The 24,794-nt window shown below is 67.6% G+C and carries 23 protein-coding genes; 15 read left to right on the top strand and 8 right to left on the bottom strand.

The genetic code is table 11. The features are described from left to right. Both ACEN9K_RS01920 and treS read left to right on the top strand, forming a co-directional pair. Window positions 1-1,146 carry a glycerate kinase gene (locus ACEN9K_RS01920; protein ID WP_224084195.1) on the top strand — a complete coding sequence of 382 codons (1,146 nt, stop codon included), beginning with the start codon at window positions 1-3 and terminating at the stop codon, window positions 1,144-1,146. Window positions 1,147-1,301: 155 nt separating this feature from the next. Further along, window positions 1,302-3,578: a maltose alpha-D-glucosyltransferase gene (treS, locus tag ACEN9K_RS01915; protein ID WP_056388456.1), complete on the top strand. Its 2,277-nt coding sequence runs from the start codon at window positions 1,302-1,304 to the stop codon at window positions 3,576-3,578. Between the two features lie 33 nt (window positions 3,579-3,611). On the opposite strand, the gene ACEN9K_RS01910 is transcribed toward treS, so the two are convergent. Continuing rightward, window positions 3,612-4,829, bottom strand: coding sequence for an ROK family transcriptional regulator (locus ACEN9K_RS01910; RefSeq protein WP_018770298.1), 1,218 nt, complete (start codon window positions 4,827-4,829; stop codon window positions 3,612-3,614). 208 nt (window positions 4,830-5,037) lie between these two features. Here ACEN9K_RS01910 and ACEN9K_RS01905 point away from each other — a divergent pair, with 208 nt between their 5' ends. The 10 genes from ACEN9K_RS01905 (at window position 5,038) to ACEN9K_RS01860 (ending at window position 15,362) form a co-directional block, all read left to right on the top strand. After that, window positions 5,038-6,153, top strand: a complete 1,116-nt coding sequence (locus ACEN9K_RS01905; protein WP_056388458.1) for a Gfo/Idh/MocA family protein — start codon at window positions 5,038-5,040, stop codon at window positions 6,151-6,153. Then, window positions 6,150-6,980, top strand: a complete 831-nt coding sequence (locus ACEN9K_RS01900) for a hypothetical protein (protein WP_144601006.1) — start codon at window positions 6,150-6,152, stop codon at window positions 6,978-6,980. The genes ACEN9K_RS01905 and ACEN9K_RS01900 overlap by 4 nt, the downstream gene beginning before the upstream one ends. Window positions 6,981-7,093: 113 nt before the next feature. Further along, complete coding sequence (locus ACEN9K_RS01895) at window positions 7,094-8,419, top strand: ABC transporter substrate-binding protein (protein WP_018770301.1); 1,326 nt, start codon at window positions 7,094-7,096, stop codon at window positions 8,417-8,419. A gap of 12 nt (window positions 8,420-8,431) precedes the next feature. After that, window positions 8,432-9,394: a carbohydrate ABC transporter permease gene (locus ACEN9K_RS01890; RefSeq protein WP_018770302.1), complete on the top strand. Its 963-nt coding sequence runs from the start codon at window positions 8,432-8,434 to the stop codon at window positions 9,392-9,394. Further along, window positions 9,394-10,284 (top strand): carbohydrate ABC transporter permease, encoded by an 891-nt coding sequence (locus ACEN9K_RS01885; protein ID WP_018770303.1) that lies wholly within the window; start codon window positions 9,394-9,396, stop codon window positions 10,282-10,284. The genes ACEN9K_RS01890 and ACEN9K_RS01885 overlap by 1 nt, the downstream gene beginning before the upstream one ends. A gap of 41 nt (window positions 10,285-10,325) precedes the next feature. Continuing rightward, window positions 10,326-11,090 (top strand): sugar phosphate isomerase/epimerase family protein, encoded by a 765-nt coding sequence (locus ACEN9K_RS01880; RefSeq protein WP_488315270.1) that lies wholly within the window; start codon window positions 10,326-10,328, stop codon window positions 11,088-11,090. Beyond that, window positions 11,087-12,214: a Gfo/Idh/MocA family protein gene (locus tag ACEN9K_RS01875; protein WP_018770305.1), complete on the top strand. Its 1,128-nt coding sequence runs from the start codon at window positions 11,087-11,089 to the stop codon at window positions 12,212-12,214. Before ACEN9K_RS01880 ends, ACEN9K_RS01875 begins: the two co-directional genes overlap by 4 nt. Before the next feature lie 45 nt (window positions 12,215-12,259). After that, window positions 12,260-13,438 carry a Gfo/Idh/MocA family protein gene (locus ACEN9K_RS01870; RefSeq protein ID WP_495635094.1) on the top strand — a complete coding sequence of 393 codons (1,179 nt, stop codon included), beginning with the start codon at window positions 12,260-12,262 and terminating at the stop codon, window positions 13,436-13,438. Between the two features lie 26 nt (window positions 13,439-13,464). Further along, a complete protein-coding gene (locus tag ACEN9K_RS01865; protein ID WP_495635093.1) occupies window positions 13,465-14,466 on the top strand; it encodes a sugar phosphate isomerase/epimerase family protein in 1,002 nt (333 codons plus the stop codon). 11 nt (window positions 14,467-14,477) lie between these two features. Further along, window positions 14,478-15,362 carry a TolB family protein gene (locus ACEN9K_RS01860; protein WP_495635092.1) on the top strand — a complete coding sequence of 295 codons (885 nt, stop codon included), beginning with the start codon at window positions 14,478-14,480 and terminating at the stop codon, window positions 15,360-15,362. A gap of 7 nt (window positions 15,363-15,369) precedes the next feature. Here the strand turns inward: ACEN9K_RS01860 and ACEN9K_RS01855 are convergent, their stop codons facing one another. From ACEN9K_RS01855 to ACEN9K_RS01845, 3 genes are all read right to left on the bottom strand, one after another. Then, window positions 15,370-16,239 carry a glycosyltransferase family 2 protein gene (locus ACEN9K_RS01855; RefSeq protein WP_478222558.1) on the bottom strand — a complete coding sequence of 290 codons (870 nt, stop codon included), beginning with the start codon at window positions 16,237-16,239 and terminating at the stop codon, window positions 15,370-15,372. Between the two features lie 192 nt (window positions 16,240-16,431). Further along, on the bottom strand, window positions 16,432-16,791 hold the full coding sequence (locus tag ACEN9K_RS01850) for a hypothetical protein (protein ID WP_478222559.1): 360 nt from the start codon (window positions 16,789-16,791) through the stop codon (window positions 16,432-16,434). 77 nt (window positions 16,792-16,868) lie between these two features. After that, entirely contained in the window at window positions 16,869-17,768 is a 900-nt protein-coding gene (locus ACEN9K_RS01845) for an SDR family oxidoreductase (RefSeq protein ID WP_056388474.1), read from the bottom strand. 219 nt (window positions 17,769-17,987) lie between these two features. On the opposite strand from ACEN9K_RS01845, the gene ACEN9K_RS01840 reads away from it, so the two are divergent. Next, entirely contained in the window at window positions 17,988-18,509 is a 522-nt protein-coding gene (locus ACEN9K_RS01840; protein WP_018770312.1) for a DUF6328 family protein, read from the top strand. Between the two features lie 3 nt (window positions 18,510-18,512). Further along, window positions 18,513-19,175, top strand: a complete 663-nt coding sequence (locus ACEN9K_RS01835; RefSeq protein WP_495635091.1) for a DUF6766 family protein — start codon at window positions 18,513-18,515, stop codon at window positions 19,173-19,175. Window positions 19,176-19,255: 80 nt separating this feature from the next. On the opposite strand, the gene ACEN9K_RS01830 is transcribed toward ACEN9K_RS01835, so the two are convergent. From ACEN9K_RS01830 to ACEN9K_RS01815, 4 genes are all read right to left on the bottom strand, one after another. Further along, window positions 19,256-20,380, bottom strand: a complete 1,125-nt coding sequence (locus tag ACEN9K_RS01830) for a glycerate kinase (RefSeq protein ID WP_134164777.1) — start codon at window positions 20,378-20,380, stop codon at window positions 19,256-19,258. A gap of 108 nt (window positions 20,381-20,488) precedes the next feature. Further along, a complete protein-coding gene (locus ACEN9K_RS01825) occupies window positions 20,489-21,298 on the bottom strand; it encodes an SDR family oxidoreductase (protein WP_018770315.1) in 810 nt (269 codons plus the stop codon). 88 nt (window positions 21,299-21,386) lie between these two features. Then, window positions 21,387-21,830, bottom strand: coding sequence for a hypothetical protein (locus ACEN9K_RS01820; protein WP_488315277.1), 444 nt, complete (start codon window positions 21,828-21,830; stop codon window positions 21,387-21,389). A gap of 308 nt (window positions 21,831-22,138) precedes the next feature. Further along, complete coding sequence (locus tag ACEN9K_RS01815; protein WP_495635668.1) at window positions 22,139-22,915, bottom strand: class I SAM-dependent methyltransferase; 777 nt, start codon at window positions 22,913-22,915, stop codon at window positions 22,139-22,141. A gap of 212 nt (window positions 22,916-23,127) precedes the next feature. On the opposite strand from ACEN9K_RS01815, the gene ACEN9K_RS01810 reads away from it, so the two are divergent. Further along, on the top strand, window positions 23,128-24,789 hold the full coding sequence (locus ACEN9K_RS01810; RefSeq protein ID WP_268002401.1) for an ATP-binding protein: 1,662 nt from the start codon (window positions 23,128-23,130) through the stop codon (window positions 24,787-24,789). Window positions 24,790-24,794: the final 5 nt, after the last annotated feature.

The following is a 24,794-nucleotide window of genomic DNA, read 5'->3' as shown; positions in this document are numbered from 1 at the left end:
ATGTCCACTTCCACCCCCTCCCTCCGCGCCCTCATCGCGCCCGACAAATTCAAGGGCAGCCTGACCGCCCATGAGGTGGCACACGCCCTGGCGGCCGGACTCCGGTCCGTCGCCGGGGCCCACCGAACCATCCAGTGCGACCTGCTCCCCCTGGCCGACGGTGGAGACGGCAGCGTGGACGCCGCCGTCTCGGCAGGGTTCGCGCGGCACACCTGCCAGGTCACCGGGCCGACGGGGCAGCAGGTGCAGGCATCCATCGCCTTCGACGGAGTCACCGCCGTCGTGGAAGTGGCCAACACCTGCGGGATCTCGCTCCTGCCCCACGGCACCCTTGACCCGCTCAACTCCTCCAGCCGCGGATTCGGCGAAGCCATCCGCTTCGCCCTCAGCCTTGCCCCGGCACGAATCGTGCTGGCGCTGGGCGGCAGTGCCAGCACAGACGGGGGCACGGGGATGCTGTCCGCCCTGGGCTACACCTTCACCGACACCGATGGCCACCGCCTTGAAGGGACAGGGCGCAGCCTCTTCCGGATCCGCTCCGTCCAGGGCTCCCCCCTTCCAGGCCTGGTGGCGGCTGAACTGATCGTTGCCAGCGATGTCTCCAATCCGCTATGCGGTCCTGCCGGCGCTGCTGCCGTCTTCGGGCCCCAAAAGGGGGCGGTGCCGGCCGATGTGGCCAGCCTGGACGCCGGGCTGGTGCACTTCGTGGCAAGGATGGAAGGCGCGGGATTTGCTTCCGCCCGCGAACTGGCCGGACACGAGGGAGCGGGCAGCGCCGGCGGATTGGGCTTCGCCTGCCTGCTGCTGGGCGCGCGGCAGGTATCGGGAGCGGACTTCTTCCTGGACCTGCTGGACTTCGATGGCCGCAGGGACAACTGCGACCTGGTCATCACGGGCGAAGGCAGCATCGACTTGCAGACCCTCGCCGGGAAGCTCCCGGCTGCCGTGGCCCGCCGGTCCGGCACCCGGCCCATCATCGCCGTCGCCGGCCGTTCCCTGCTTCCCCGCGAACGCTGGGCGGACCTGTCCCTGGCACGGGTGTACGCCCTGGCCGACTACACCAGCCGGGACTCCGCCAAAGACCCAGGGTTGTCCACCGCCCTCCTCCAGCAGATTGGCCGGGACATCGGACAAAGCATCCACTAGCCCAGGCACGTTTGTCCCCTCCACCGGCTCCGCTGAGCAGTAGCATCGGGAGAGGGAACGCCGAATACTCCCTGTTGCCCTGGGTACGTTTCCTTGGGCAAGGGGTCTTGGAGCATCCATGCCAGCACGGAAACGAGCAATGGAAAGAGGAGCTTATGCCTGAGCCGGGCACCAGCGGGAACACTTCGGAAGCGGATGCAGCCGCCCCCATCGGGGAAGTGGAAGCGGGCGCTGCGGAGCCGTCAACGGAACTGGACGTCAATTTCGACGAGCAGTTCTTCGCGGCCAGGCCAAAGGCGCTGCGGCCCATCGCGCGCCGGCGCCAGTTCGTCGGCAGCAGGCCGTCCTTTGAGTTCGACGGGCGGAACGCGGCGTACGTGGACTGGCTCCGCAACCAGGCGATGCTCGGGGACGCGAACACGCTGGCCCGGCAGCTGTCCGGCCAGGCCAGCATGTGGCAGAACTCGTACGCCCATCCCAACCCGCGGGCCGCCGTCGAACGCGCCTCCGTGTGGTTCACCGCCTACCCGCTGTCCTTCATCACCCCGTCCGGCCAGTCATTCCTTTCGGCGCTGGGCGATCCGGCCATGTGGAAGGCGTTCCGCGAAATCGGTATCCGCGGAATCCACACCGGGCCCGTGAAGCTCGCCGGCGGCATCAGCGGCTGGTCCCACACGCCCAGCGTGGACGGGCACTTCGACCGCATCAGCATGGCGATCGACCCTGTTTTCGGCACCGAGGATGAGTTCCGGCGGATGTGCGAGGTGGCCGCCGAGCACGACGGCACCGTCATCGACGACATCGTCCCGGGCCACACCGGCAAGGGCGCGGACTTCCGCCTGGCCGAAATGAACTTCCGGGACTACCCCGGTATCTACCACATGATCGATATTCCGGAGGAGGACTGGAACCTGCTCCCGGACGTCCCGGAGGGGGCGGACTCGGTCAACCTCAGCCCCGACTCCGAGCAGGCGCTGCAGAAGGCCGGCTACATCATCGGCAGGCTGCAGCGGGTCATCTTCTACGAACCCGGGGTGAAGGAAACCAACTGGAGCGCCACGCGGCCCATCGTGGATACCACCGGCAAGACCCGCCGCTGGGTCTACCTGCACTACTTCAAGGCCGGCCAGCCCTCCATCAACTGGCTGGACCCCACCTTCGCCGGAATGCGCCTGGTGGTGGGCGATGCCCTGCATTCGCTGGTGGACCTGGGCACGGGGGCGCTGCGCCTGGACGCCAACGGCTTCCTGGGCGTGGAGAAGAGCGCCGAAGAACAACCCGGCTGGTCCGAGGGGCACCCACTGTCCGAGGCAGCCAACCAGCTCATCGGCTCCATGATCCGGAAGGTGGGCGGGTTCTCCTTCCAGGAACTGAACCTGACCATCGACGACATCAAGGCAACCTCCGATGCCGGCCCCGACCTGTCCTACGACTTCATCACCCGGCCTGCGTACCACTACTCCCTGGTCACGGCCGACACCGAGTTCCTGCGGCTGACCCTCCGGCTGTCGCTGGAAATCGGCGTGGACCAGGCGTCGCTGGTGCATGCCCTGCAGAACCATGACGAACTCACTTACGAGCTCCTGCACTTCGCCGCCGGGCACCGGGACGAGATGTTCGAGCTCAACGGCGAGGAACTCACCGGGGCGCAGCTGGCCGAACAGGTCCAGCAGACCCTGCGGGAACGGCTCACCGGCGAAAACGGGCCCTACAACGCCGTCTTCACCACCAACGGCATTGCCTGCACCTCGGTGAGCTTCATCATGGCCGCGCTGGGCATCAAGGACCCGTCCACCACCACCCCGGAGCAGGAAGCCCAGATCCGGGACGTCCACCTGCTCCTGGCCATGTACAACGCCCTGCAGCCGGGCGTCTTTGCCCTTTCCGGCTGGGACCTCACGGGCATCCTGGCCCTGGACCGGAGCAGCGTCCGCGAGCTCACCTCGCAGGGCGATACCCGCTGGATCAACCGCGGCGCCCACGACCTCATGGGAACCAGTCCGGACGCCACCACCTCGTCCGCCGGGATGCCCCGGGCCCGCAGCCTGTACGGGCCGCTGCCCGAACAGCTCAAGGACCCCGACTCGTTCGCCCGCCGGCTGCAGCGGATCCTCGCCGTGCGGGAAGAGAACGGGATCGCCACCGGCACCCTGCTCGACGTCCCGGACGTTTCCAACCGCAGCGCACTGGTGCTGGTCAACCGGCTGAAGGACGGCAGCCTGCAGGTCACGGCGCTCAACTTCTCCGGGCAGGACATCGCCGGCAGCATCCAGTCCAACGAGCTGCCGTCCGGCGCCAACGTCAAGGATCTGTTCAGCGGCGAGACGGTGGGGCAGGTGGATGACCTGCACAGCTTCTTCCTGGAGCTGCCCGCGTACGGCGGCACGGCACTGATCCTGGCCGAAGCGCCCGAGCCGGAGGCGGAGGCGTAGGGCCCACGCCGGGTAGGCCGGGGATTCCCGGCTTTACCCGGCGATGGCGCCTGCCAGCGTGGCTTCGATGACGGCCGGCGAGAGGACGTACTGGGTGACCAGTTTGCTTGCGCCAAGGACCGCCGCCTGGCTCCCGGCACGGGAGCCGTTGATGCGCAGGTGCGAGGTGGCCAGCGGCGGGGAGCGCCGGTACACCACCTCGCGGATGCCGGCCACCAGGTGCTCGCCCGTCTCGCCAACGCTGCCGCCCACCACAATCACGGACGGATTGAGCAGGTTCACCACGGTGGCCAGAACCTCGCCGATGTCCCGGCCGGCCTGGCGCAGCGCCTGGATGGCCTGCAGGTTGCCGTCGGCGGCGAGCCGGAGCACGTCCGAGCCCTTTGCCACGTCCAGTCCCTGGTCCCGGAGGGAGCGCACGACGGCGGGACCGGACGCCAGCGCCTCCAGGCACCCATAGTTTCCACAGGCACACAGGACATCCGCGCCGCGGGCCACCTGGACGTGGCCCAGGTCGCCTGCCGTGCCGTTGGCGCCACGCTGCAGTTCCCCGTTGCTGATGATGCCGGAGCCGATGCCGGTTGCCACCTTCACGAAGAAGAAGTTGTTGTGTTCGGGCCAGTGCGCGGACTGCTCCCCCAGCGCCATGATGTTCACGTCGTTGTCCACCAGCACGTGGACGGGCAGGGACCGCTGGACGTAGCTGACCACGTCGAACCCGTCCCAGCCCGGCATGATGGGCGGCTTGACGGGCTTGCCGGTGTCATGTTCCACGGGCCCGGGCAGCCCGATGCCGATCCCGGCCAGTTCCGCAACGGTCCGTCCGGTGGACGCCAGCAGTTCCTTGCCCTGCGCCACCACCTGGTCCAGCACGGCTTCCGGCCCGTCGGCCACCTGCTGCGCCAGCCGGTGTTCGGCCAGGATGTTTCCGCCGAGATCCGTCACCGCAACGATGACGTGCGTGGCGCCCACGTCCACGGCCAGCACCAGGCGGGCTGACGGGTTGAAGGCAAAGCGCGACGGCGGCCTGCCGCCGCTGGAGAGCGCCTCACCCGCGGGACCCACCAGGCCGGACAGCATCAGCGCATCGATCCGCGAGGCGACGGTTGAGCGGGCCAGACCCGTGCTCAGCGCAAGCTCGGCGCGGGTGCGGGCCCGGCCGTCACGCAGCAGTTGGAAGAGGTCCCCGGCGCGCGACAGGCTGCCGACATCGGACTCTTTTCCGGCCTGCTTACCTGTCACTGAAGTCATGTCTAAGTCATAACACTCTTACTTTCTGCTGTCACCAATCAGAAGAATGACGCGCAACAAACAACTTTTGCTTGACGTGCGTCAAAAGTAGTTCTACGTTGTGACTCAAGGCACATTCGCGGATCCGATGGTGAACATCAGCCGCACTGATTCCGGCACCGTAATCCGCTTACACCCCCAGAGTCCGCTTACAAAGAGGTAACTGACCTTGTCCCAGCAAGCAGCGTCCCAGCACGCAGCGCCGGCAGACCGGCCGCTCCTCGGCGTCGGCATCCTCGGCGCGGGGCCCGTCACGCAGGCCATCCACCTCCCGGCACTGGCCCGCCTCCAGGACATCCTGGAAGTACGGCACATCATGGATGTGGATGCCGCCGTGGCCTCGTCGGTGGCAGCCCGCGTTGGCGCCACGGCCGGCACCAGCATGGCTGCCCTGCTGGACGATCCCGCCGTGGACGTCGTGGCAATCTGCAGCCCCCACCAGTTCCACGCCGACCAGGTCATCGCCGCCTGCAGGGCCGGCAAGAAGGCCGTCCTCTGCGAAAAGCCTTTCGCCATGAACGCCGAAGAGGCCGCCCGCATCTCGGCCGTCAGCTCCGAAACCGGGGTCCCAATCGTCGTCGGGGCCATGCACACCTTCGACCCCGGCTGGCTCGCGGCCGAACAGAACTGGGGCGACCTTCCCGGGCAGGTCCACACCATCCGTTCCTCCATCGTCCTGCCGCCCAATGCCCGGTTCGAGGACTTCGCCACCGAGATCGTCACGCGGCCGGCCGCAGGCCGGCCCGACTACTCGGACCCGGACGTCATCAAGAGCGCACTCCGGGGCGGGATCATGGGCCTGGCCATCCACGACCTGCCGCTGGTCCGCCGGTTCACCCCGGACTTCACGGACCTCGAAGTCCTCCAGGTGTTCCACGTCCGCCCGTTCGGCTATGCCGTTTCGCTGCGCACCCCAACCCGCGTCATCGAACTGCGTGCCGTCATGAACGGCACCTGGAAGCCCGAGTGGACCTTCGAGGCCATCGGGGACGATGCGGCCCTTCACATCGACTTCACACCGTCGTATGTCCAGGCCGGCTCCGCAGTGGCCACCCTCACCCGCGGCAACGGCAGCGATACCCGCACGTTCGGCCCGTACGGCCACAACGGTTATGAGGGCGAATGGCGTGAACTTGCCGGGCTTGCCCGGGGAACCCGCCAGGCACCCGCCGCACAAACCCTGATCGACGACCTCACCTTTGCCCTCGCCATCGCCGACGCCACGGCAGCAAGCGCCGGGGCGGGGCATGCCGGTGCCGCGGAAAAAGCAGGAGTTACGCCATGAGCGGCCAGTACACGGTCTCGGCATCACCTGCCGCGCGGGAAGAGGGCGCGGTTACCCAAACGGTGGCCTCACTGCCTGCAACCTTCGGCCCGGCTCCGGAGAGCCGGCAGGGCACGGCCGACGTCCTGGTGGTCGCAGGCGGACCCGGCTGGACCACCGAAGCCCTTCACGCCGTTGCCGCCGGCGCCCGCGGCGTTGTGGTGGCCAACCCGGCACCCGAGGACACCACGGAATTGGCCGCCGCGGTTGACGCCGCAGGAACCGCCGTCGTCCTGGACCTCCGCTGGGCCTCCAACCCCGCCCTGGTGGCGGAAGGCAGCACCCCGGACGCCCGCGACGCAGTGCGCAGTGCCCTGGGCAGCGCGTCCCTGCTGGACAGCGTTGCGACGGCGGCCCCCGGCACCGACCCGCAGCGGCTCCTGGGCGAACACCTCGCCGCGCTGCTGGCCGTCAGCGGACCGCTCGACGGCGTAAGCCTCCTCCGCAGCGACGCCACGGGATACACGGTGGCCGGCAGGCTGGCCAACGGCGCGCCCTTCACCGCCCAGGGCGTGCTGACCGCTGCCCGCCCGGCCGCCGTCGACATCCGCCTCTACACCGCCGACGGCGGGGTGTCCGTCCAGGTCCCGGATCCGGACGCCGCCTGGCCGGCCGAAGTCCGGGTCACCGGAGCCCATGGCGAACTTTTGCTTCCCACGCTTTACGAATCCGCCCACCGGTCAGCGTGGCGGCGCCTGAAGGACCATCTTGGCGCCGGCACCCGGCCGGACGATCTGGCCGGGTTCGCCCGGCTGACCGACCTCTACGCAACCCTCGCTGCCACGTAACCAGACCCACCGATACGCAACCTGAACAGCAGTCCAGTCCCACCTCCACTCTCGACGATGAGCAGGACCGCACCAACGGCGCACTGCGCCGGCCGGTCCCGAAAGGACACATCATGAACGCAACTTCCGAACAGCGCCGCCCCTTCTCCCGGCGCGGTTTCCTGGGCCTGACGGCTGCCGCCGCCGCAGCACCCCTCCTCGCCGCCTGCGGCGGCGGCTCGGCATCGCAGGGCGGCGGAGGCGGCGCGGGCGGAACGGTCAAGTTCTGGGACATGCCGTGGGCAACGCCCGCCTACAACGACGCCGCCAAGGGCATCGCGGAAGGTTTCTCCGGAGCCAACGGCGCCAAGGCCTCGTACCAGATCATCCAGTGGAACAACTTCTACCAGACCTTCTCCTCCGCGATCGCCTCGAAGACGGGCCCGGCTGTCTCCACCGGCGGCGGCTTCCAAGCCTTCCAGTTCGAGCAGCAGGGCCAGATCGCGTACGCGGACAAGGTGATCGAGAAGCTGAAGGCCAATGGCCAGTTCAACGACTTCCTGCCCGGCGTGCTGGACCCCTTCAAGTCGGACAAGGGCTACGTGGCGGTCCCGTGGCAGCTGGACATGCGCGTCTTCTGGTACCGCAAGTCGCTGTTCGAGAAGGCAAACGTTGCCCTCCCCACGGACTGGCCGTCCCTGCTGGAAGCAGGCAAGGCCCTGAAGAAGGTGGGCGCATTCGGCTTCACCACCGGCGCAGGCGCGGGCAACAACTACGCCAACCACTCCATGATCATGATGATGGTCAACAACGGCGGCGGTGTCTGGAACAAGGACGGCGAGCTGGACCTGATGAACGACCGCAACGTGGAGGCCATGGAGTTCGTCCTGGAACTCGTGTCCAACGGCATCGTCGACCCCGCCGCTGTCAGCTACACCACGGACAACATGTCCGCGCAGTGGAAGGACGGCAAGGCAGGCTACGGCCTGTTCCAGGTCAACGTTCCGCAGCGTGTGGGCGATACCTCGGGCGACCTGCTGGTGGCTGACCCCATCAAGGGTCCGCACGGCGACAAGGCAACGATCGTCTTCCCGAACAACATCATGATGTACACCAACACCCCGTCCCAGGAGGCGTCGGAGGAGTTCCTGGTGTACTACCTGGGCCAGCTCAAGCAGCTGTGGCAGAAGAAGCTGATGTCCGCCCTTCCGGTCTTCAAGTCGATCACGGAGATTCCCGAGTTCGCCAACGACCCCAACAACGTCAAGATCGTCAAGGACTGGCAGCCCATCGCCAAGACCTTCGCCGCCCAGGGCAGCAGGCTCAACGCCAACCTCGCCGCACTCGACGGCGGCCAGGCACTGAACCAGTTCAGCCAGACCATCATCACCGGAAAGGCCGACGCCAAGACTGCCCTGCAGACCTTCCAGTCCGGCCTCGAATCAGTCCTGAAGAAGTAGGACGGACCGCCCATGTCCAGCACCACCACCCAGTCCGGCCTGGCCCGGGCCCGCCGCGGGATTGCCCCCGGCGGGTCCGGGACCGCCCCCGGCAAGCGCAAGAGCAAGCTCTCCGCCCAGGCGACCAGGACCTTCTTTTGGCTCCTGCTTCCCTCCGTGGTCCTCCTTGTCCTGATCCACGGCTACCCGCTGATCTATGCGGCCATCCAGGCCACGCATGACGGGGACCTGCTCCAGACCGGCAACTTCGTGGGCGCGCAGAACTTCGCCACCGTCCTGACGTCGCCGGCCTTCTGGAAGGCAGCACAGTTCACGCTGTGGTTCACCATTGTGGGCGTCTTCGGGTCATGGCTCGTGGGCCTGGGCCTTGCCCTGCTCCTGCGGACCAGGATTCCGGCCGGCGGCACCTTCAAGGTCCTGCTGCTCCTGCCGTGGGTGGTGCCCATCGTGGTCTCCTCCACCGCATGGAACTGGCTGGTGGCCACCCCGGACAGCCTGATCCCGTCGCTGTTCCGGAACCTGGGCATGGGCACCCCGCTCTTCCTGGCCGACCCCTCCCTTGCTTCCATCACGGTGATGGTGTTCAAGGTCTGGGTCAGCTTCCCGTTCATGATGATGATGATCTCGGCCGCGCTGGCCTCCGTGGACACCACCGTTTACGAGGCAGCCAGCATGGACGGCGCCAGCCGCTGGCAGCAGTTCACGCAGATCACCCTGCCGCTGATTGCCCGCTCCACCTACATCAGCTGGATCCTGATGACCATCTTCTGCGTCAACGACTTCCCCACCATCTACCTGCTCACCGGCGGCGGCCCGGTCAACGCCACCACCTCCCTGGTGGTCCTGGCGTACCGGACCGTGTTCCAGGACTTCGCCACCGGCCCAGGCGTGGCCATCGCCTTCCTCATGACCATGACCCTGGTGGTCATCTCGGTTATCCTGTACCGCCAGATCCGAAAGTCGAGCGTCGAATAATGAGCGCAGTACTCCACGCCCATCCCGAATCCGGCCCCACGCTCGGCGTCGATGCCGGCAAACGCCGCAGGGTCCTCTCCGAGGCGGGACAGCGCGGCCGCTGGTGGCGGTTCGCCGCGATCCTCATCATCACGGGGATCGTGCTGGTGCCCATCATGGTCACCATCCTCCTGGCCTTCACGCCCGGGCCGAACAGCACGGCCACCGGCCTGACCTTTGAAAACCTCGGCAACGTCTTCTCCAAGACCCTGGCCGCCACCTGGCTGAAGAACAGCCTGATCACCACCCTTTCCACGGTGGTGGTGTCCGTGGCCGTGGCCGCACCTGCCGGCTACGTCCTCTCCCGGGGCCGCAGCAAGGCGGTTTCCGGATATTCGCTGCTCCTGTTCGTGATGCAGTCGCTGCCCATCATCACCTCCGTGGTGCCGCTGTTCATCCTGTTCGCCGGCATGGGCCTGGTGGACAACCTCCTGGGCCTGACCATCATCTACGTCGGCTCCACCATGACGGTTGCCACCTGGATGATGGCCGCCTACTTCGATTCCATCCCGATCAGCCTGGAGGAGGCGTCCTGGATCGATGGGTGCTCCGTTTTCGGCTCCTTCACCAAGGTGGTCCTGCGGAACTCCCTGCCCGGCGTCCTTTCCACCGCGATCTTCGCCTTCCTCCTGGCCTGGAACGACTACCTGGTGGCCATCGTGTTCCTGCGCTCGAATGAAATCTTCACCCTTCCCATGGGCGTGCAGTCCTTCTTCCAGCAGAATGCAACGGACTGGACCTCGGTCATGGCCCTGGCCGTGGTCATGATGCTTCCGCCCGTCATCGTCTTCGCCACCTTGAACAAGTACTTCAGCGTGGGCGGCATCGGCGGCTCGCTCGCCGGCCGCTGACCCCAACCCCAACGACCTCTACAGAACCGCTAAGGAAACCCATGTCCTACTCACTGCAGCTTTACACGCTCCGCAACGCCATTTCCGAGGATCTTCCGGGGACCATCAGGAAGGTGGCGGAGATCGGCTTCACCCAGGTTGAGCCGTACAACTTCGTGGCCACCGCCAGGGAACTCGGCGCCGCCCTGAAGGAGTACGGCCTCACCGCGCCGTCCGGCCACGCGCCCCTGATGAGCCAGGACCAGGACGAAATCTTCGCGGCGGCCAAGGAACTGGGCATCACCACCGTCATTGATCCTTTCCTTCCCGCCGAGCACTGGCAAAAGGCCGAAGACATCCAGGCCACCGCCGAAAAGCTCAACGCGGCCGCCAAAAAGGGTGCTGAATACGGCATCCGCGTGGGCTACCACAACCACGCCTGGGAACTGGAGTCCACCATCGAGGGCCGCACGGCCCTGGAGTACTTCGCATCCCTGCTGGACCCGGAACTGGTCCTGGAGGTGGACACCTACTGGGCAGCCGTGGGCGGCCAAGACCCCGTGGAACTCCTGGCCAGGCTGGGCGACCGGGTCAAGTTCATCCACATCAAGGACGGCCCCCTGAACAAGGACAATAAGGCCCAGCAGCCCGCAGGCCAGGGCAAAGTGCCCGTGATGGAGGTCATCGCCGCAGCAAAGTCGCTGGAGGTGGGCGTGGTGGAGTTCGATGACTATGCCGGCGACATTTTCGATGGCATCGCCCAGAGCCTTGCCTTCCTGAACAGCGACACCGACAGCAACACCGCAGCCGAAGGAGCCAACGCGTGAGCACCCCCGCAAGCAAGCCGGCCCGCACCGGGCCGGTGGGCGTTGGCGTCATCGGCGCCGGCGTGATCAGCAAGCAGTACCTGGACAACCTGACCGCGTTCCCGGACCTCAAGGTCCACGTGATCGCCGACCTCTTCGAGGAAGCCGCCGAGGCCCGGGCCAAGGAGTACGGCGTCCCGGAGTGGGGCGGCGTGGACAAGGCCCTGAACCACCCCGACGTCGAGATCATCGTCAACCTCACCATTCCCGCCGCCCACGTGGAGGTGGCCACCGCCGCCGTCAACGCCGGCAAGCACGTCTGGACGGAAAAGCCGTTCTCCCTGGACCGCGAATCCGGGCTGGGCCTGCTCAAGACCGCCGACGCCGCCGGGATCCGCCTTGGCTGCGCCCCGGACACCTTCCTCGGGGCCGGCATCCAGACGGCCCTGCGCCTGATCCAGCGCGGCGACATCGGCACGCCGCTGACGGCGATGACCACGTTCCAGACCCCCGGCCCGGAATCCTGGCACCCCAACCCCGCGTTCCTCTTCCAGCACGGCGCCGGCCCGCTGTTCGACATGGGCCCGTACTACCTCACCACCCTGGTCCAGGCCTTCGGCTCCATCCGCAAGGTGGCCGCCGTCGGGTCCAAGGCCAAGGATGTGCGCGTGATCGGTTCCGGGCCCAAAGCCGGCGAGGAGTTCACCGTCGAGGTGCCCACCCACGTCTCCGCGATGGCGCAGTTCGAATCCGGCGCCTCCTCACACAGCGTCTTCTCCTTCGAGTCGCCCCGGACCCGGATGGGATTCGTGGAAATCACCGGGACCGAAGCCACCATCTCGCTGCCGGATCCCAACTACTTCACGGGCGACATCAAGCTCTGGCGCGCCGGCGACGAGGACTGGACCACCGTTCCGGCCACCGGGCCCGCCAACGGCCGCGGCATGGGCGTGCTGGACATGGCACGCTCGCTGCGGGCAGGAACAGCCCACAGGGCCACCGGCGAACTGGCGTACCACGTCCTGGACACCATGGTCTCGATCTCCGAGTCCATCGATGCGGGCACATTCGTGAACGTCGAAAGCTCGGCCCCGGTATCCCCCGCCCTCCCCGAGGACTGGGCACCGGAAACCGCCACCCTCTAAATCCAGCACGTAGTCCAGCCAGCAGGAAGCACGCAGGAACGCATCATGACCACACCCGCACACCCGTCCGAACCTTCGGCCTCCCAACCGGCTCCCCGCCCGCTGGGTGTAGCCGCGATCGGTTACGCCTTCATGGGCAAGGCCCACTCCAACGCGTGGCGGAACGTGGCCAGCTTCTTCGACGTCCCGGCCTTCGAGCAGAAGGTCCTCGTGGGCCGGGACGCCGGCGCCGTCGCCGAGGCGGCGGCCAAGTACGGCTGGGCAGAATCAGCCACCGACTGGCGCACGGTGATCACCCGGGACGACATCGACATCGTCGACATCTGCGCCCCGGGGTGGATGCACGCCGAGATCGCCATCGCCGCCCTGGAAGCAGGCAAGCATGTCCTGGTGGAAAAACCCCTGGCAAACACCCTCGCGGAGGCCGAGCTCATGACCGCCGCCGCGGCCAAGGCCCGGGCCAAGGGCGTGCAGTCGATGATCGGCTTCAACTACCGGCGCGTCCCGGCACTGGCACTGGCGAAGGAGCTCATCGCCGAAGGCCGCCTGGGCACGGTCCGGCACGTCCGCGCCGCGTACCTGCAGGACTGGCTCGCCGACGCGCAGGCCCCCATGACCTGGCGGCTGCGGAAGGAAACCGCCGGATCCGGCGCGCTGGGGGACATCGCCAGCCACGCCATCGACCAGGTCCTGTTCCTCCTGGGCGACCAGGTCACCGAGGTCAGCGGCCGGCTGAACACCTTCGTGGGCCGCCGCCCCGGCACGAACGGCATCGAGGACGTCACGGTCGACGACGCCGCCTGGGCCACGCTGTCCCTCACCTCCGGGGCGGTCGCCTCAGTCGAGGTCTCCCGGGTGGCCACCGGCAGGAAGAACTCGCTGCAGATCGAGGTGTACGGGGACAAGGGCAGCCTCCTGTTCGACCTGGAAAACCTCAACGAACTCGGCTTCCTGGATGCCACCGTCCCGGTCCGCGAACAGGGCTTCCGCCGGATCCTGGTCAACGAGCCGGAGCACCCGTACCTGGACGCGTGGTGGCCGCAGGGCCATATCATCGGCTGGGAACACACCTTCACGCACCAGGTCCGCGACTTCCTGCTGGCCATCCGGGACGGAAACCAGCCCTCGCCGTCGTTCGAAGAAGGACTGAACGTCCAGTACGTCCTGGACGCTGTGGAGGAATCCGCCGCCAACAAGAGCACCCTCACCGTCGTCCGCCACTAGCACCCCCGTCTTCCAAGGAGCCCTGCATGCCCCGCCCGTTCACCCTGTTCACCGGCCAGTGGGCCGACCTGCCCTTCGAAGAAGTCGCCCGCCTGGCCTCCGGCTGGGGCTACGACGGCCTGGAAATCGCCGTCTCCGGCGACCACCTGGACGCCTGGCGCTGGGACGAACCCGGCTACGTCGAGTCCAAACTCGAAATCCTGGACAAGTACAACCTCAAGGTCTGGGCCATCTCCAACCACCTCAAAGGCCAGGCCGTCTGCGATGACCCCATCGACTTCCGCCACCAGGCCATCGTCGGCTCCAAAGTCTGGGGCGACGGCGACCCCGAAGGCGTCCGCACCCGCGCCGCCGAGGAAATGAAACACACCGCCCGGCTCGCCAAAGCCCTCGGCGTGGACACGGTCGTCGGGTTCACCGGCTCCTCCATCTGGCAATACGTGGCCATGTTCCCGCCCGTCCCGGAAAAAGTCATCGACGCCGGCTACCAGGACTTCGCCGACCGCTGGAACCCCATCCTGGACGTCTTCGACGAATGCGGCGTCCGCTTCGCCCACGAAGTCCACCCCTCCGAGATCGCCTACGACTACTGGACCACCGTCCGCACCCTCGAAGCGATCGGGCACCGGGCAGCGTTCGGCCTGAACTGGGATCCCTCGCACATGATGTGGCAGGGCATCGATCCCGTCTCCTTCATCTGGGACTTCAAGGACCGGATCTACCATGTGGACTGCAAGGACACCAAGATCCGCCAGACCGGCCGCAACACCGTCCTGGGCTCCCACCTGCCCTGGGGCGACCCCCGCCGCGGCTGGGACTTCGTCTCCGCCGGACGCGGCGACGTCCCCTGGGAAGCCTCCTTCCGCGCCCTCGCCGCCATCGGCTACAACGGGCCCATCAGCATCGAATGGGAAGACGCCGGCATGGACCGCCTCCACGGCGCCCCCGAAGCACTCACGGCCCTGAAAAAATACGACTTCCCCGCCTCCCAAACCAGCTTCGACGCCGCCTTCAGCAGCAAGGACTAGGACGAACTGACGTGGTCCGCACCCTTCAACCAGGCCAGCGCTGCGAGGTGTGGACCGCGTCGGTCACCGGCGAATCCTCGCTGGTCTTCCGCACCGGGGACATGCTGCTCGAGGCGCCCAACTGGACCCTCGACGGCCGGGCGCTGATCCTTAACGGAAACGGGGAACTGTGGCGGCTCAACCTGGCGGCCGGTTCGCTGGAGCCCCTCCCACTGACCGGCGCCCCGGACCTCAACAATGACCACGTCCTGGACCCTGACGGCAGCAGCATCTTCCTCTCGGGCGAGGACGGCCACATCTACCGCGCACCACTGGCAGGCGGGCGGGCCACCAGGATCACGGACGACGACGGATCCTTCCACTTCCTCCACGGCGTCAGTCCGGATGGGCGCAGGCTGGCGTACGTGGACATTGCGGCGGGAGACTTCACGCGGCCCGGCCGGCTGCGCACCATCCCCGCTGGCGGAGGCCCGCCCTGGGACGTGGAGGTGGGCGGGGGACACTGCGACGGGCCCGAGTATTCACCCGATGGCGACTGGCTGTACCTCAACACGGAGTCGTTCACCACGGCACCCGGCCATGCCCAGCTTGCCCGGGTCCGCCCGGACGGCAGCCAGTTCGAGCGGCTTGTCAGCAGTGCCACCGTCGACTGGTTCCCGCACCTGTCCCCCGACGGGCGCCTGGCCAGCTATGTGCGCTTTCCCGCTGGAACCCGGGGCCACCCCGCAGACCTGCCGGTCGACGTCGTCCTTGTCTCCACCGGCGACTGGACCGCGCCGCTGCACACCTGGCCGCTGTTCGGCGGCCAGGGCACGCTCAACGTCAACAGCTGGGCGCCGGATTCGAAGCGGTTCGCGTATGTGGCCTACCCGCTGGACGCCGCGCAGGGCCACTAGGGCCTGGTCACACAGCGTCCTCGTTCAGGACCACGTCGTACGCCTCTACCCGCCGGTCCGTCACGGTCGTGGGCGATTCAAGGTGGACCGCGCCGGACGGCAGGATCCCGGCCCCGCCGTACCGTTCCATCACCTGCCACTGCGCCACCACGTCCTCCCCGGCGTGGTCTGCAGGGAGCGTGCTCCAGAAACGGAACCCGCCGGCGTCGTCCAGCGCCTCCCTGCGGTAGAGCACACAGCCGCCCAGCCAGGCCACGTGGTAGGGCACCCACTCGCCGGGCTGCAGCGACAGTTCCGCGCAGACGTGGCTGAGGTTGGCGGCGCTGTGCAGCGGCCAGCGTTCAAAACCCGGGGCACCCGGACGGATGCGCTCCGGAGCCACCGGTCCGTCCCAGGCTTGGAAGGAGGCCGTCTGTTCCGGCCTGCGGTCGTCCAGGAAGGACAGGCCCTGCGGTGCCATCCCGACGAAACCGCACTGGAGCTGGTCCAGTGCCTTGCTCAGCCGTTCCACGGCACCGGGCTCCAGCCAGACGTCGTCGTCCAGGAAGAGACACTGATCCGCGGTGGACTGGTCCAGCAGGAACTGGCGGTGTTCGGCCAGTCCGCGCCGCGGAAGGTGCCGCAGCAGCGTGACGGGCCGGCCCTGCGCCTGCAGCACCCGCACCATGGCGGCGGCAGCGGGATGGTCCCAGGCCGGCTGTCCGGCTGACTGGTCGCTGATGACGACGGCGAACGCGGGCTCGGACTGTGCGGCCAGTCCTGCGAGGGTGACGGCGAGTTCGGCAGGCCGGTTGCAGGTGGGCACCAGGACGTCCACCGCTACCTTGTCCGGCCGGTCCTGCGGCCGCGCCCACTGTTCCGCAGATCTCCTGCCCACAGTCCACCTTCCTGGCGTTGACGTTGGTGCCGGCGGCAACGCAGGCTGCTTGCTGCTGCCTGCCGGCGGGATGGGGTTCCGCGTGTTCCGTACCCCGGGGGACGGGATGTATTCGCCTTGGCGGAACCGCAAAGGCCCCCGCTTCCACTGCCCGGGGGCAGCGGAAACGGGGGCCCTTTGGATCAGGAGGCTTTATCCGGCGTCGAAGCTCTCGTCGTCGTCATTGGGCGACTCTTCCTTCGGAAGGTCGTTTCCGCTGCCGTCGGGAAGGCCCGTCGCTTCCTGGCCCGACTCCGAGGACACCGGCGCCGACCCCTGGGAATCGTCATTGGACTCGTCGATCTCGGCCGCGCTGGACGGAAGATCCATGTCGTGCGGGACGGGAGCCTGGCCCGTGCCCGACTGCGGTTCGTTCGTGTCCGCGCCGGCCGTGGACGCGCCGCCGCCGGACTGCTGGCCACCCTGCGTGCCTGCCGCCTCCTGCTCGGCCGTGGGGGTACCGTAGCCGCCCGGAGCCGTCTCGGGTTCAGCCTGCTGGTTTTCCTGCGTCATGCTTCCTCCTGTTGTTCGTTGCCGATATTGCTGGTCTGGTGATGCCGGCCTGGATGCCCCAGCGGGTGGGACCCCCATTAAAGCCCCTTGCCGCCCGTGACCGGGAGGACTGCACCGGAAATGTAGGACCCGTCCTCGGATGCGAGCAGCACGTACGCCGCGGCAAGCTCGGCCGGCTGCCCCGCGCGCCCCAGCGGCGTGTCCTGCCCGAAGGAGGGGAGCTTGTCCGGCCATTCGGTGGCCGGGATCAGCGGTGTCCAGATGGGGCCCGGGGCCACGGCATTGACGCGGATCCCCTTGGGACCCAGTTCCTGGGCCAGGGCCTTGGTGAACGCCACCTGCGCCGCTTTGGTCATGGCGTAGTCGATGAGCCCGGGTGACGGGTTGAAGGCCTGGATGGAGGCCGTGGTGATGATCGAGGCACCCGCCTTCAGGTGCGGCACGGCCGCCCGCGCGGACCACAGCAGCGAGTAGAGGTTGGTGCGGAAGACCCTGTCGAACTCCTCGGTGGGGAGCGTCTCGAGGCTCTCGCGGTTCTTCTGGTACGCGGCGTTCAGGACCAGGATGTCGAGGCGGCCGAATCCGGAGACCGTCTCCTCCACGATGCGGGTGCTGAACTCCTCCTCACGTCCGTCACCGGGAAGCAGGAGCGCGCGGCGGCCGGTTTTCCGGATCCATTCCGCCGTGTCCTGCGCGTCGTCTTCCTCCTCAGGCAGGTACGAGATCGCGACGTCGGCCCCTTCCCGGGCGAAGGCGATGGCGGCAGCCTTGCCGATGCCTGAGTCCCCGCCCGTGATGAGGGCTGCCTTGCCGTCGAGCTTGCCGTGCCCCTCGTAGCTGCGCTCCCCGTGGTCGGGTTTGGGGTCCATGGGGCCGGTCAGCCCGGGCTGCTTCTGTTCCTGCTCGGGAAACGGGTCCGAGTGGTAGCCGCCGCGCGGATCCTTCGGCTGGTCTGTTTGCTTGTCGGTCTCGCTCATAGTCCGCCTGCCTGTGTCGGTTGACCTGTGTCGGTGCGAAGGGCCCGCCGTGCTCCGGCCCTTCGAAGCTATCCCGGGCGGAGGACCAAGTCCACCGCCCAAGACTAATAATCAGTAAACTTATCAAATGTAGGAGCACGCGCAACGGCCTGCCTTGTTTCTGGGTACGGGAGGAGTAGAAAGAAAGCCTGGGCCGCGGCCGGAGAGGAAGGAGGGCCGATGTCTGAGGTTGAGGACTACACGGGCCGGACGGGACGCAATGAAACCCGCGAGGAGCAGCTTGACCGCAACTGGGCGGAACTCCTGCAGGAGCTCCGCGTACTTCAGACCGGGGTGCAGATCCTGGCCGGCTTCCTGCTGACGCTGCCGTTCCAGCAGCGGTTCGAAAAGCTGGACGGCTGGGAGGTTGGCCTGTATCTCGTCAACGTCGTCATCGCCGCGCTCACCACGGCCTTCATCCTCCTCCCGGTCAGTGTGCACCGCCGGCTTTTCCGCAAGCGGCTCAAGGAAACACTGGTCTCCAGCGCAGACAGCATCACCAAGATCGCACTGGGCGGCATCGCCCTGCTGAGCGCCGGAACAGCCGCCCTGGTGTTCGATGTTGCCGCCGGGCGGTCTGCCGGCGTCACGGCCGGGGGTGCACTGCTGGGCGTCATGGTGGTCATGCTGGTTTTCGTTCCGCTCCGCCTGAACAAGCGGGCTACAGGCAGGATCCTCCCGCCAGCATCGGACAAGGAGTAAGACATGCGCAAATGGGCAAGGGAACATGGCCTGCTGCTGGCCAACCTGGGCTGCTTCCTGGCGTTCTTCGTGGGCATGATCCTCTCCGGAGCCGCTTCCTACAGTGAAGACCAGCAGGCCCACGGGGAGCCCGCCGTCTCGGTCCTGGAGTTCCTGGGCACGGGCGCCTTCGTCGAGGCCACCTTCGAGAACTGGGAATCGGAGTTCCTGCAGATGGCCATGTACGTGGTCCTCACCGTGTTCCTGTTCCAGAAAGGCTCATCCGAATCCAAGCCAATGGGCAAGGAGGCGCCGCAGGATGAAGATCCCCGCCAGGCGGCCCTGCGGAAGGCCACGCCCTGGCCGGTGCGGCGGGGCGGAGTGGTGCTCAAGGTGTACGAGCATTCACTGTCGATCCTGCTGTTCTCCCTGTTCCTTGGCTCGTTCTTCCTGCACGCCGCCGGCGGTGTGGACGAGTACAACCAGAACCAGCAAAGCCATGGCCAGCCCGCCATCACGTACCTGCAGTACCTGGGCACCAGCCGCTTCTGGTTTGAGTCCTTCCAAAACTGGCAAAGCGAGTTCCTGGCCGTCGCGGTCCTGGTGGGCGCGTCGGTCTACCTCCGGGAGAAGGGGTCCCCGGAATCGAAGCCCGTTGCCGAACCCCACTACGAGACCGGGACCTGAAGGCCCGGCCCACCTGGCCGATCCAACACCCGGCCCAATCCAGCCGGCAATCCAACCAGCCCCACCCAAGTGGCCGTGGGCTAGGCCCCTTCGAGTACCTGGCTTGTTGCCCAGGCCAGGTACTTGCCGGCGTTCGCCACAGCGTCCTGTGGGCTGGATGCGACGTCCAGCAGCTGCGCCGCGGAAACCACGCCGTGCCCGGCAAGGTCCTCAAGGGTCACCAGGATCCTGCCGGCCACCACGATGACGGGAATTCCACGTTCCCGGGCTGCGTCCGCGAGCGCGATCGGCGCCTTGCCGGTGAGTGACTGGGAATCCATGGATCCCTCACCGGTGATCACCAGGTCTGCCTGGTCCAGCTGCGCGGCCAGGCCGGTCAGTCCGGCCACCAGTGCGAAGCCGCCTTCCAGCGTGGCGTCGGTGAAGGCAAGGAACGACGCCGGGAAGCCGCCGGCGGCGCCGGCGCCTGGGACGTTCACGTCCCGGCCCGTTGCTTCCCGCAGCACTGACGCCCAGTTGCGCAGCCCGGCGTCGAGCATTTCCACGCTGTCCTGGTCCGCGCCCTTTTGGGGGCCGAAAACGTGCGCGGCACCGGATGGCCCGTACAGCGGGTTGCGGACGTCGACGGCGATGCGGAACGTGGTTGCAGACAGCCGCGGGTCCAGCCCGGTGGTGTCCAGGGCGACGATGTCCGCCAGGGAACCGCCGCCCAGGGGCACCACGTTCCCCGCGCCGTCCAGGGGCTTCAGGCCGAGGGCGCGCAGGGCGCCGCTGCCGCCGTCGGTCATGGCCGAGCCGCCCAGGCCCAGGACGATCTCGGTGGCGCCCGCATCCAGTGCGGCAGCAATGAGCTGGCCGCAGCCATAGCTGTGGGCACGCAGGGCGTTGGCGGCCGTTGGTTCCATGTCCGCCAAACCGGAGGCCTGGGCCGTTTCGATCACTGCCGTAACCTTGCCGTCCCCGGCCTTGTGGATGGCCCAGGCAGCGCCCAGCGGGGCAAGGATGGGCCCCACCACGGCGTTCAGCCGCTCTTCGTAGCCTGCGGCCACGGCCGCCTCAAGGGTGCCCTCGCCACCGTCGGCAATGGGGAACTGCGTGACGACGGCGTCCGGGTACACCCGCAAGGCGCCTTCCGCGATGGCAGCGGCAGCCTCGGCCGCCGTCAGGGACCCCTTGAACTTGTCCGGAGCGATAAGAATGCGCATGCGCTCCATCATGCCAGCAAGCCGCCGGAAAGCGCTTGCCAGATCCGAGATATGGACTCTGTGACTGCCCCACGGTCAGGAGAACAGCCAGCGACAGGCACAAGGGGCCTACGCTTCGCGCCAGTCGTTGCTGGTGATGTGCGATCCCGCCTGCGGACCCATCTGGAGCATCCCGCCGTCGACCACCCACGCCGCACCGGTCACGTAGCTGGAGGCAGGCGAGGCGAGGAAGGCGATGACGTCGGCGATCTCCCGGGCATGCCCGGGCCGGCCCAGCGGCACCCCGGGGCGCTTCGTCGTCGTCGGGTCCTGGTCCTCCTGCCCCGTCATTGGCGTGGCAATCTCCCCCGGCGCCACCGTGTTGGCGGTGATGCCGTACTGGCCCAGCTCCAGGGCGAGCGTCTTCATCAGGCCGCCCAGGCCGTGCTTGGACGCATCATAAGCAGACGATCCGACGCGCGGCTGGAACTCGTGCACGCTGGACACCGCCACCAGCCGGCCGCCCTTCCCGGCCTTGACCATGCGCCTTGCTGCCGCCTGCAGGCAGACGAACGCGCCGTTGAGGTTCGTGTCCAGGATCCTCATCCAGTCATCGATCCCCATGTCCAGGAACTTTGTGCTCGCACCCGTCCCGGCATTGTTCACGAAGACATCCAGGCCGCCCAGCTCCCCGGCGAGTTCATCGATCACGCCGGCAGCGGCGTGGAGCTCGGTGGTATCCAGCTGCCGGACCACGGCCTTGCGCCCCAGGCCGCGGATTTCTTCGGCGGTACCCTCGGCGCCTGCCTTATCCGAATGCCAGGTGACACCCACGTCCATGCCGGCGCGGGCGAGCGCCACGGCGGTGGCCTTGCCGATTCCTGAGTCTGAAGCGGTGACGATGGCGGTGGTGGGCGTGAAGTTGCTGGTATCCGGCATGGCGGGGCCTTTCGTCAGGTCTGGCGGGTCTTGTCAGGGCGGCTCTGGTTCGGGCAGGGCGGCTCTGGTTCGGGCAGGCCGGCTCTGTTCAGGCCGGGCGGCGGAGATCGGGCTGGTAGGACTCGTCGGCGGCGGTGGCCGTGCTGCCGCCGGCTTCCCGGGGCTCCGGCTGCGGTTCGGGCACGGCCATCAACGGAACCGCGAAGGTCACCACTGGCCGGGCACCGCCGTCGTCCGCCGACCTGATGGTCAGGCTCCTGGTGCCGGGCGGCACCGACGGGGTAAACACCTGCAGGTTGCGGGAACCGACAGTGGCCGATTCCTGCAGGGTGTATTCCGTGCCGAAGTGGTCCTCCACGATGAGGTGCGGTTCAGCCGCGTCATCCGAGGGAAGGTGGATGTTGACCACCAGGCCGGATGCCCAAACCTCCACTGAGAGGATGGTGAACTCCGTGGCGGAGGTGACGTGCCGCCCATAGGTGGGCGGAAGGAGCATCCGGCGCAGGGCGCCGGATGGAATGAAGTTGCTCATGATGGTTCCTGTAGGTCTTGCGCCGGCGGTCGGGGTGGCGGCGCCGGAGGGTGATCCGGTGGCGGCCGAACGGGGTGGCGCGGGTGCGGCTTAGGCGTCTTCGCGATCCGCGGCATCCGCATCGCGGATCCGGTTGCCTTTATCTCCTGCCATGGCAGTCTTCCCTCCATCCCCAGCTAACTAGTAAGTCTACTTACCATGGAGCCTCCGGATCCGGCCCCTGTCAAGGGGATGGAAGGCAGCCTGCGGCCGGACTGCGGGGATATGCGTGAAGTCTGCGGAACAGTTCGAACATCCCGTTGCCAGGGCTACCGGCGGGGGCGGACCATCGCGTAATACCCGGGCACCCTGTCCTGGCCCGGCACGCCGGTCACCGGGTTGGTTTCGATGGCCACATGGCCATCCTCAAGGAGTTCCCAGTCCGACGCCGGGAACGCACGTTCGCGCTCTTCCGGCCCGAAGTGCCCCGGCATGGGAAGCCCGCGGATGGCCAGCTCCAACGGCGCCGGAATGCCATGCGTGCTTGCCCCAAGATGGGTGACGTACTCCAGCGGGTTTCCCTGGAAGTTGGTTTCCGCCATGAAGACCGTCCCGCGGCCGCCCACCAGGATCCGCAGGTTGTCGACCATCGCCGTTTGGTGGGCCGGATCGAGGACATGCAGCACGCCGCGGATAAAGACGTTGGCGCCGTCAGGGTTCAACTGGAAGGACTCCGCCAGTTGCCCGGCAGCACCCTCCGCCGTCATGTCCCTGGCTTCAAAGGCGGCGTTTGCGATTCCTGCGGACTCCGCCCGCGCCCGGGCAACAGCATGGGGTGAGACGTCCACGCCGATGACCCGTGGAAAGATCCCGGCGAGCGCGCGGGTGAAGCTGCCGTGCCCACAGCCGGTGTCCACAACGGGAAGCGCAGGGTCCAGGTAGCGAAGGAGGCTGTCCTGGTAGCCCTGGAACTCATGGTTGCTCCCCGAGTCCCACAGGACCTCGCCGCCCGGACCGGTGGAAGTAATGCCGGCCCAGTACCGGTCCCACGCCTTATGCCGGTCCTTGGGGGCGCTGCGTGAGAGCCTGATGAGCTTGGGGATCATCAGGTACTTCTGCCAGGTGGACCGTGGCGACTTTGTTGAAGACACGGCTCAAATATATGGTCCTGCCCGTCCCGGTGGCGGACCTTCGGCAACATTACGGCGTGCCACAACTCCCTGGCAGCGCGGAAAGCGGGGGTAAGGGTGCGCACGCCGTGGACCCGCTTCGCCCGCATCCCCCTAGAATGTAGTCAACTGGGAGGGAAGGGAGCACTGTGACGGCTGTCCCGAGTGACGCGCGCCTGCCCCGCACGGCCGTCGTGGCCGATCCCGACGCAGGCCGGAGGGCCCGTAACGCCCAGGCGCTGCGCGACGCCGGATACACCGTCCTCGAAGCCACCGACGCCGGCAGCCTCGCCGCGGTGCTGGACGGCGGTGAACCGTCAGTCGTCGTCGCCGATGCCTTCCTCTCCGGCGTCCTGTCCACCACCACGTCCGCCGCCCCGGTCCTGGTGATGGTGGACCTGGACAGCCCCGCGGAGATCGCAGCTGCCAACCCGCCAGGTGTCCACGACTGCATCACCAAGCCGCCTGCACCCCAGGAGCTGGTGCACCGCGCGTCCGTCCTCATCGACCAGGTATCCCGCCGCCGCGCCTCCAGGCAGGAAGCCGAAGCGCTCCGGGAGCAGTTGCGTGAAGTCTCTGCCGCGGTGCGCGCCACCAACGACCCCCAGGAAATCGCAAACCACGTCGTCGCGGGATTCGGCCGCACCTTCAAGGCCGACCACGTTGTCCTGGCAACCTTCGAGGATCACCGCGTCCCCGTCATCACGGCCGGGTGGCACAGGCGGGGCCTCGCGGAGCTGCCCGCTGACGCCCTTCCACGCGAGGAAGACGCCCGTGCCACGGCGGACATGCTCTGGGCCGGGACCGAGACGCTCTCCGCCGACGGAAACGAACCGGCCGCCCGCAGCGAGGCGAGGCCCGGCCCCGGTCCCGCCATCGCTGGAGCCGCCTCAACCCTGGCGGTGCCCATCGGCGAAGGGAATTCCTCCCTGGGCATCATCTGGATCGCCATGATGGACCGGCCCCGGACCTGGTCCAGCGCTGAACTGGGGCTGATCCAGCACGTGGCCGGCAACGCCGCCTACGGCCTCATCCAAAGCCACCTGATCAGCAGCCAGCAGCAGGTGGTCAAGCAGCTGAGGGAACTCGACAAGGCCAAGACTGACTTCCTGGCAACGGTGAACCACGAGCTGCGGACGCCGCTGACCTCGATCATGGCTTACCTGGACATGATCCAGGAAAGCACCGAGCATCCGGTGTCCCGGGAGGTCCACCAGATGCTGGACATCGTGGTCCGCAACACCGAACGCCTCCGCACGCTCATCGAGGACATGCTCAGCGTCTCCCGCGGCGGGCTGGACAACGCCGCGATGCAGCTGGCACCCGTGCGGCTGGGTCAGACCCTGGATCTGGTGGCCGCGGCGCTCCGTCCGCTGGCCACGCTGCAGAACGTCACCATCGACGTGGACCCCGTTCCGGAGGATCCGGAGATACTCGCGGACGAAGTGCAGCTGCAACAGGTCTTCACCAACCTGGTGTCCAATGCCATCAAGTTCACGCCCAGTGGTGGACGGATCGAGGTGGGCAGCGAGTCCCATGCCGCCGCGGACGGCTCCAAATGGGCCACCGTGCGCATCGCCGACACCGGCATCGGCATCTCGAGCGATGAAATCAACCACGTATTCACCAGGTTCTACCGCGCCTCCAACGCGATGAACGGCGCCATCCCGGGAACAGGCCTGGGCCTTGCCATCTCCAAGGACATCGTGGACCGCCACGGCGGCCGGATCGACGTCGCCTCCACCCTGGGCTCCGGGACCACTGTCACCGTCAGCCTTCCCCTCGGCACCGACAACGTCCAGGCCAACTAGGCGCC

It is taken from the genome of Pseudarthrobacter sp. Pseusp20 (assembly GCF_059492155.1).
Note: the sequence above shows the minus strand (reverse complement) of the source record. Positions and strands in the feature narration are given on the sequence as shown.

Coding starts and splice junctions, on each gene's coding strand:
- ACEN9K_RS01920 (WP_224084195.1), top strand. CDS start 1: ATGTCCACTTCCACCCCCTCCCTCCGCGCCCTCATCGCGCCCGACAAA.
- treS (WP_056388456.1), top strand. CDS start 1,302: ATGCCTGAGCCGGGCACCAGCGGGAACACTTCGGAAGCGGATGCAGCC.
- ACEN9K_RS01910 (WP_018770298.1), bottom strand. CDS start 4,829: ATGACTTCAGTGACAGGTAAGCAGGCCGGAAAAGAGTCCGATGTCGGC.
- ACEN9K_RS01900 (WP_144601006.1), top strand. CDS start 6,150: ATGAGCGGCCAGTACACGGTCTCGGCATCACCTGCCGCGCGGGAAGAG.
- ACEN9K_RS01895 (WP_018770301.1), top strand. CDS start 7,094: ATGAACGCAACTTCCGAACAGCGCCGCCCCTTCTCCCGGCGCGGTTTC.
- ACEN9K_RS01890 (WP_018770302.1), top strand. CDS start 8,432: ATGTCCAGCACCACCACCCAGTCCGGCCTGGCCCGGGCCCGCCGCGGG.
- ACEN9K_RS01885 (WP_018770303.1), top strand. CDS start 9,394: ATGAGCGCAGTACTCCACGCCCATCCCGAATCCGGCCCCACGCTCGGC.
- ACEN9K_RS01880 (WP_488315270.1), top strand. CDS start 10,326: ATGTCCTACTCACTGCAGCTTTACACGCTCCGCAACGCCATTTCCGAG.
- ACEN9K_RS01870 (WP_495635094.1), top strand. CDS start 12,260: ATGACCACACCCGCACACCCGTCCGAACCTTCGGCCTCCCAACCGGCT.
- ACEN9K_RS01865 (WP_495635093.1), top strand. CDS start 13,465: ATGCCCCGCCCGTTCACCCTGTTCACCGGCCAGTGGGCCGACCTGCCC.
- ACEN9K_RS01850 (WP_478222559.1), bottom strand. CDS start 16,791: ATGACGCAGGAAAACCAGCAGGCTGAACCCGAGACGGCTCCGGGCGGC.
- ACEN9K_RS01845 (WP_056388474.1), bottom strand. CDS start 17,768: ATGAGCGAGACCGACAAGCAAACAGACCAGCCGAAGGATCCGCGCGGC.
- ACEN9K_RS01840 (WP_018770312.1), top strand. CDS start 17,988: ATGTCTGAGGTTGAGGACTACACGGGCCGGACGGGACGCAATGAAACC.
- ACEN9K_RS01835 (WP_495635091.1), top strand. CDS start 18,513: ATGCGCAAATGGGCAAGGGAACATGGCCTGCTGCTGGCCAACCTGGGC.
- ACEN9K_RS01830 (WP_134164777.1), bottom strand. CDS start 20,380: ATGCGCATTCTTATCGCTCCGGACAAGTTCAAGGGGTCCCTGACGGCG.
- ACEN9K_RS01825 (WP_018770315.1), bottom strand. CDS start 21,298: ATGCCGGATACCAGCAACTTCACGCCCACCACCGCCATCGTCACCGCT.
- ACEN9K_RS01820 (WP_488315277.1), bottom strand. CDS start 21,830: ATGAGCAACTTCATTCCATCCGGCGCCCTGCGCCGGATGCTCCTTCCG.
- ACEN9K_RS01815 (WP_495635668.1), bottom strand. CDS start 22,915: ATGATCCCCAAGCTCATCAGGCTCTCACGCAGCGCCCCCAAGGACCGG.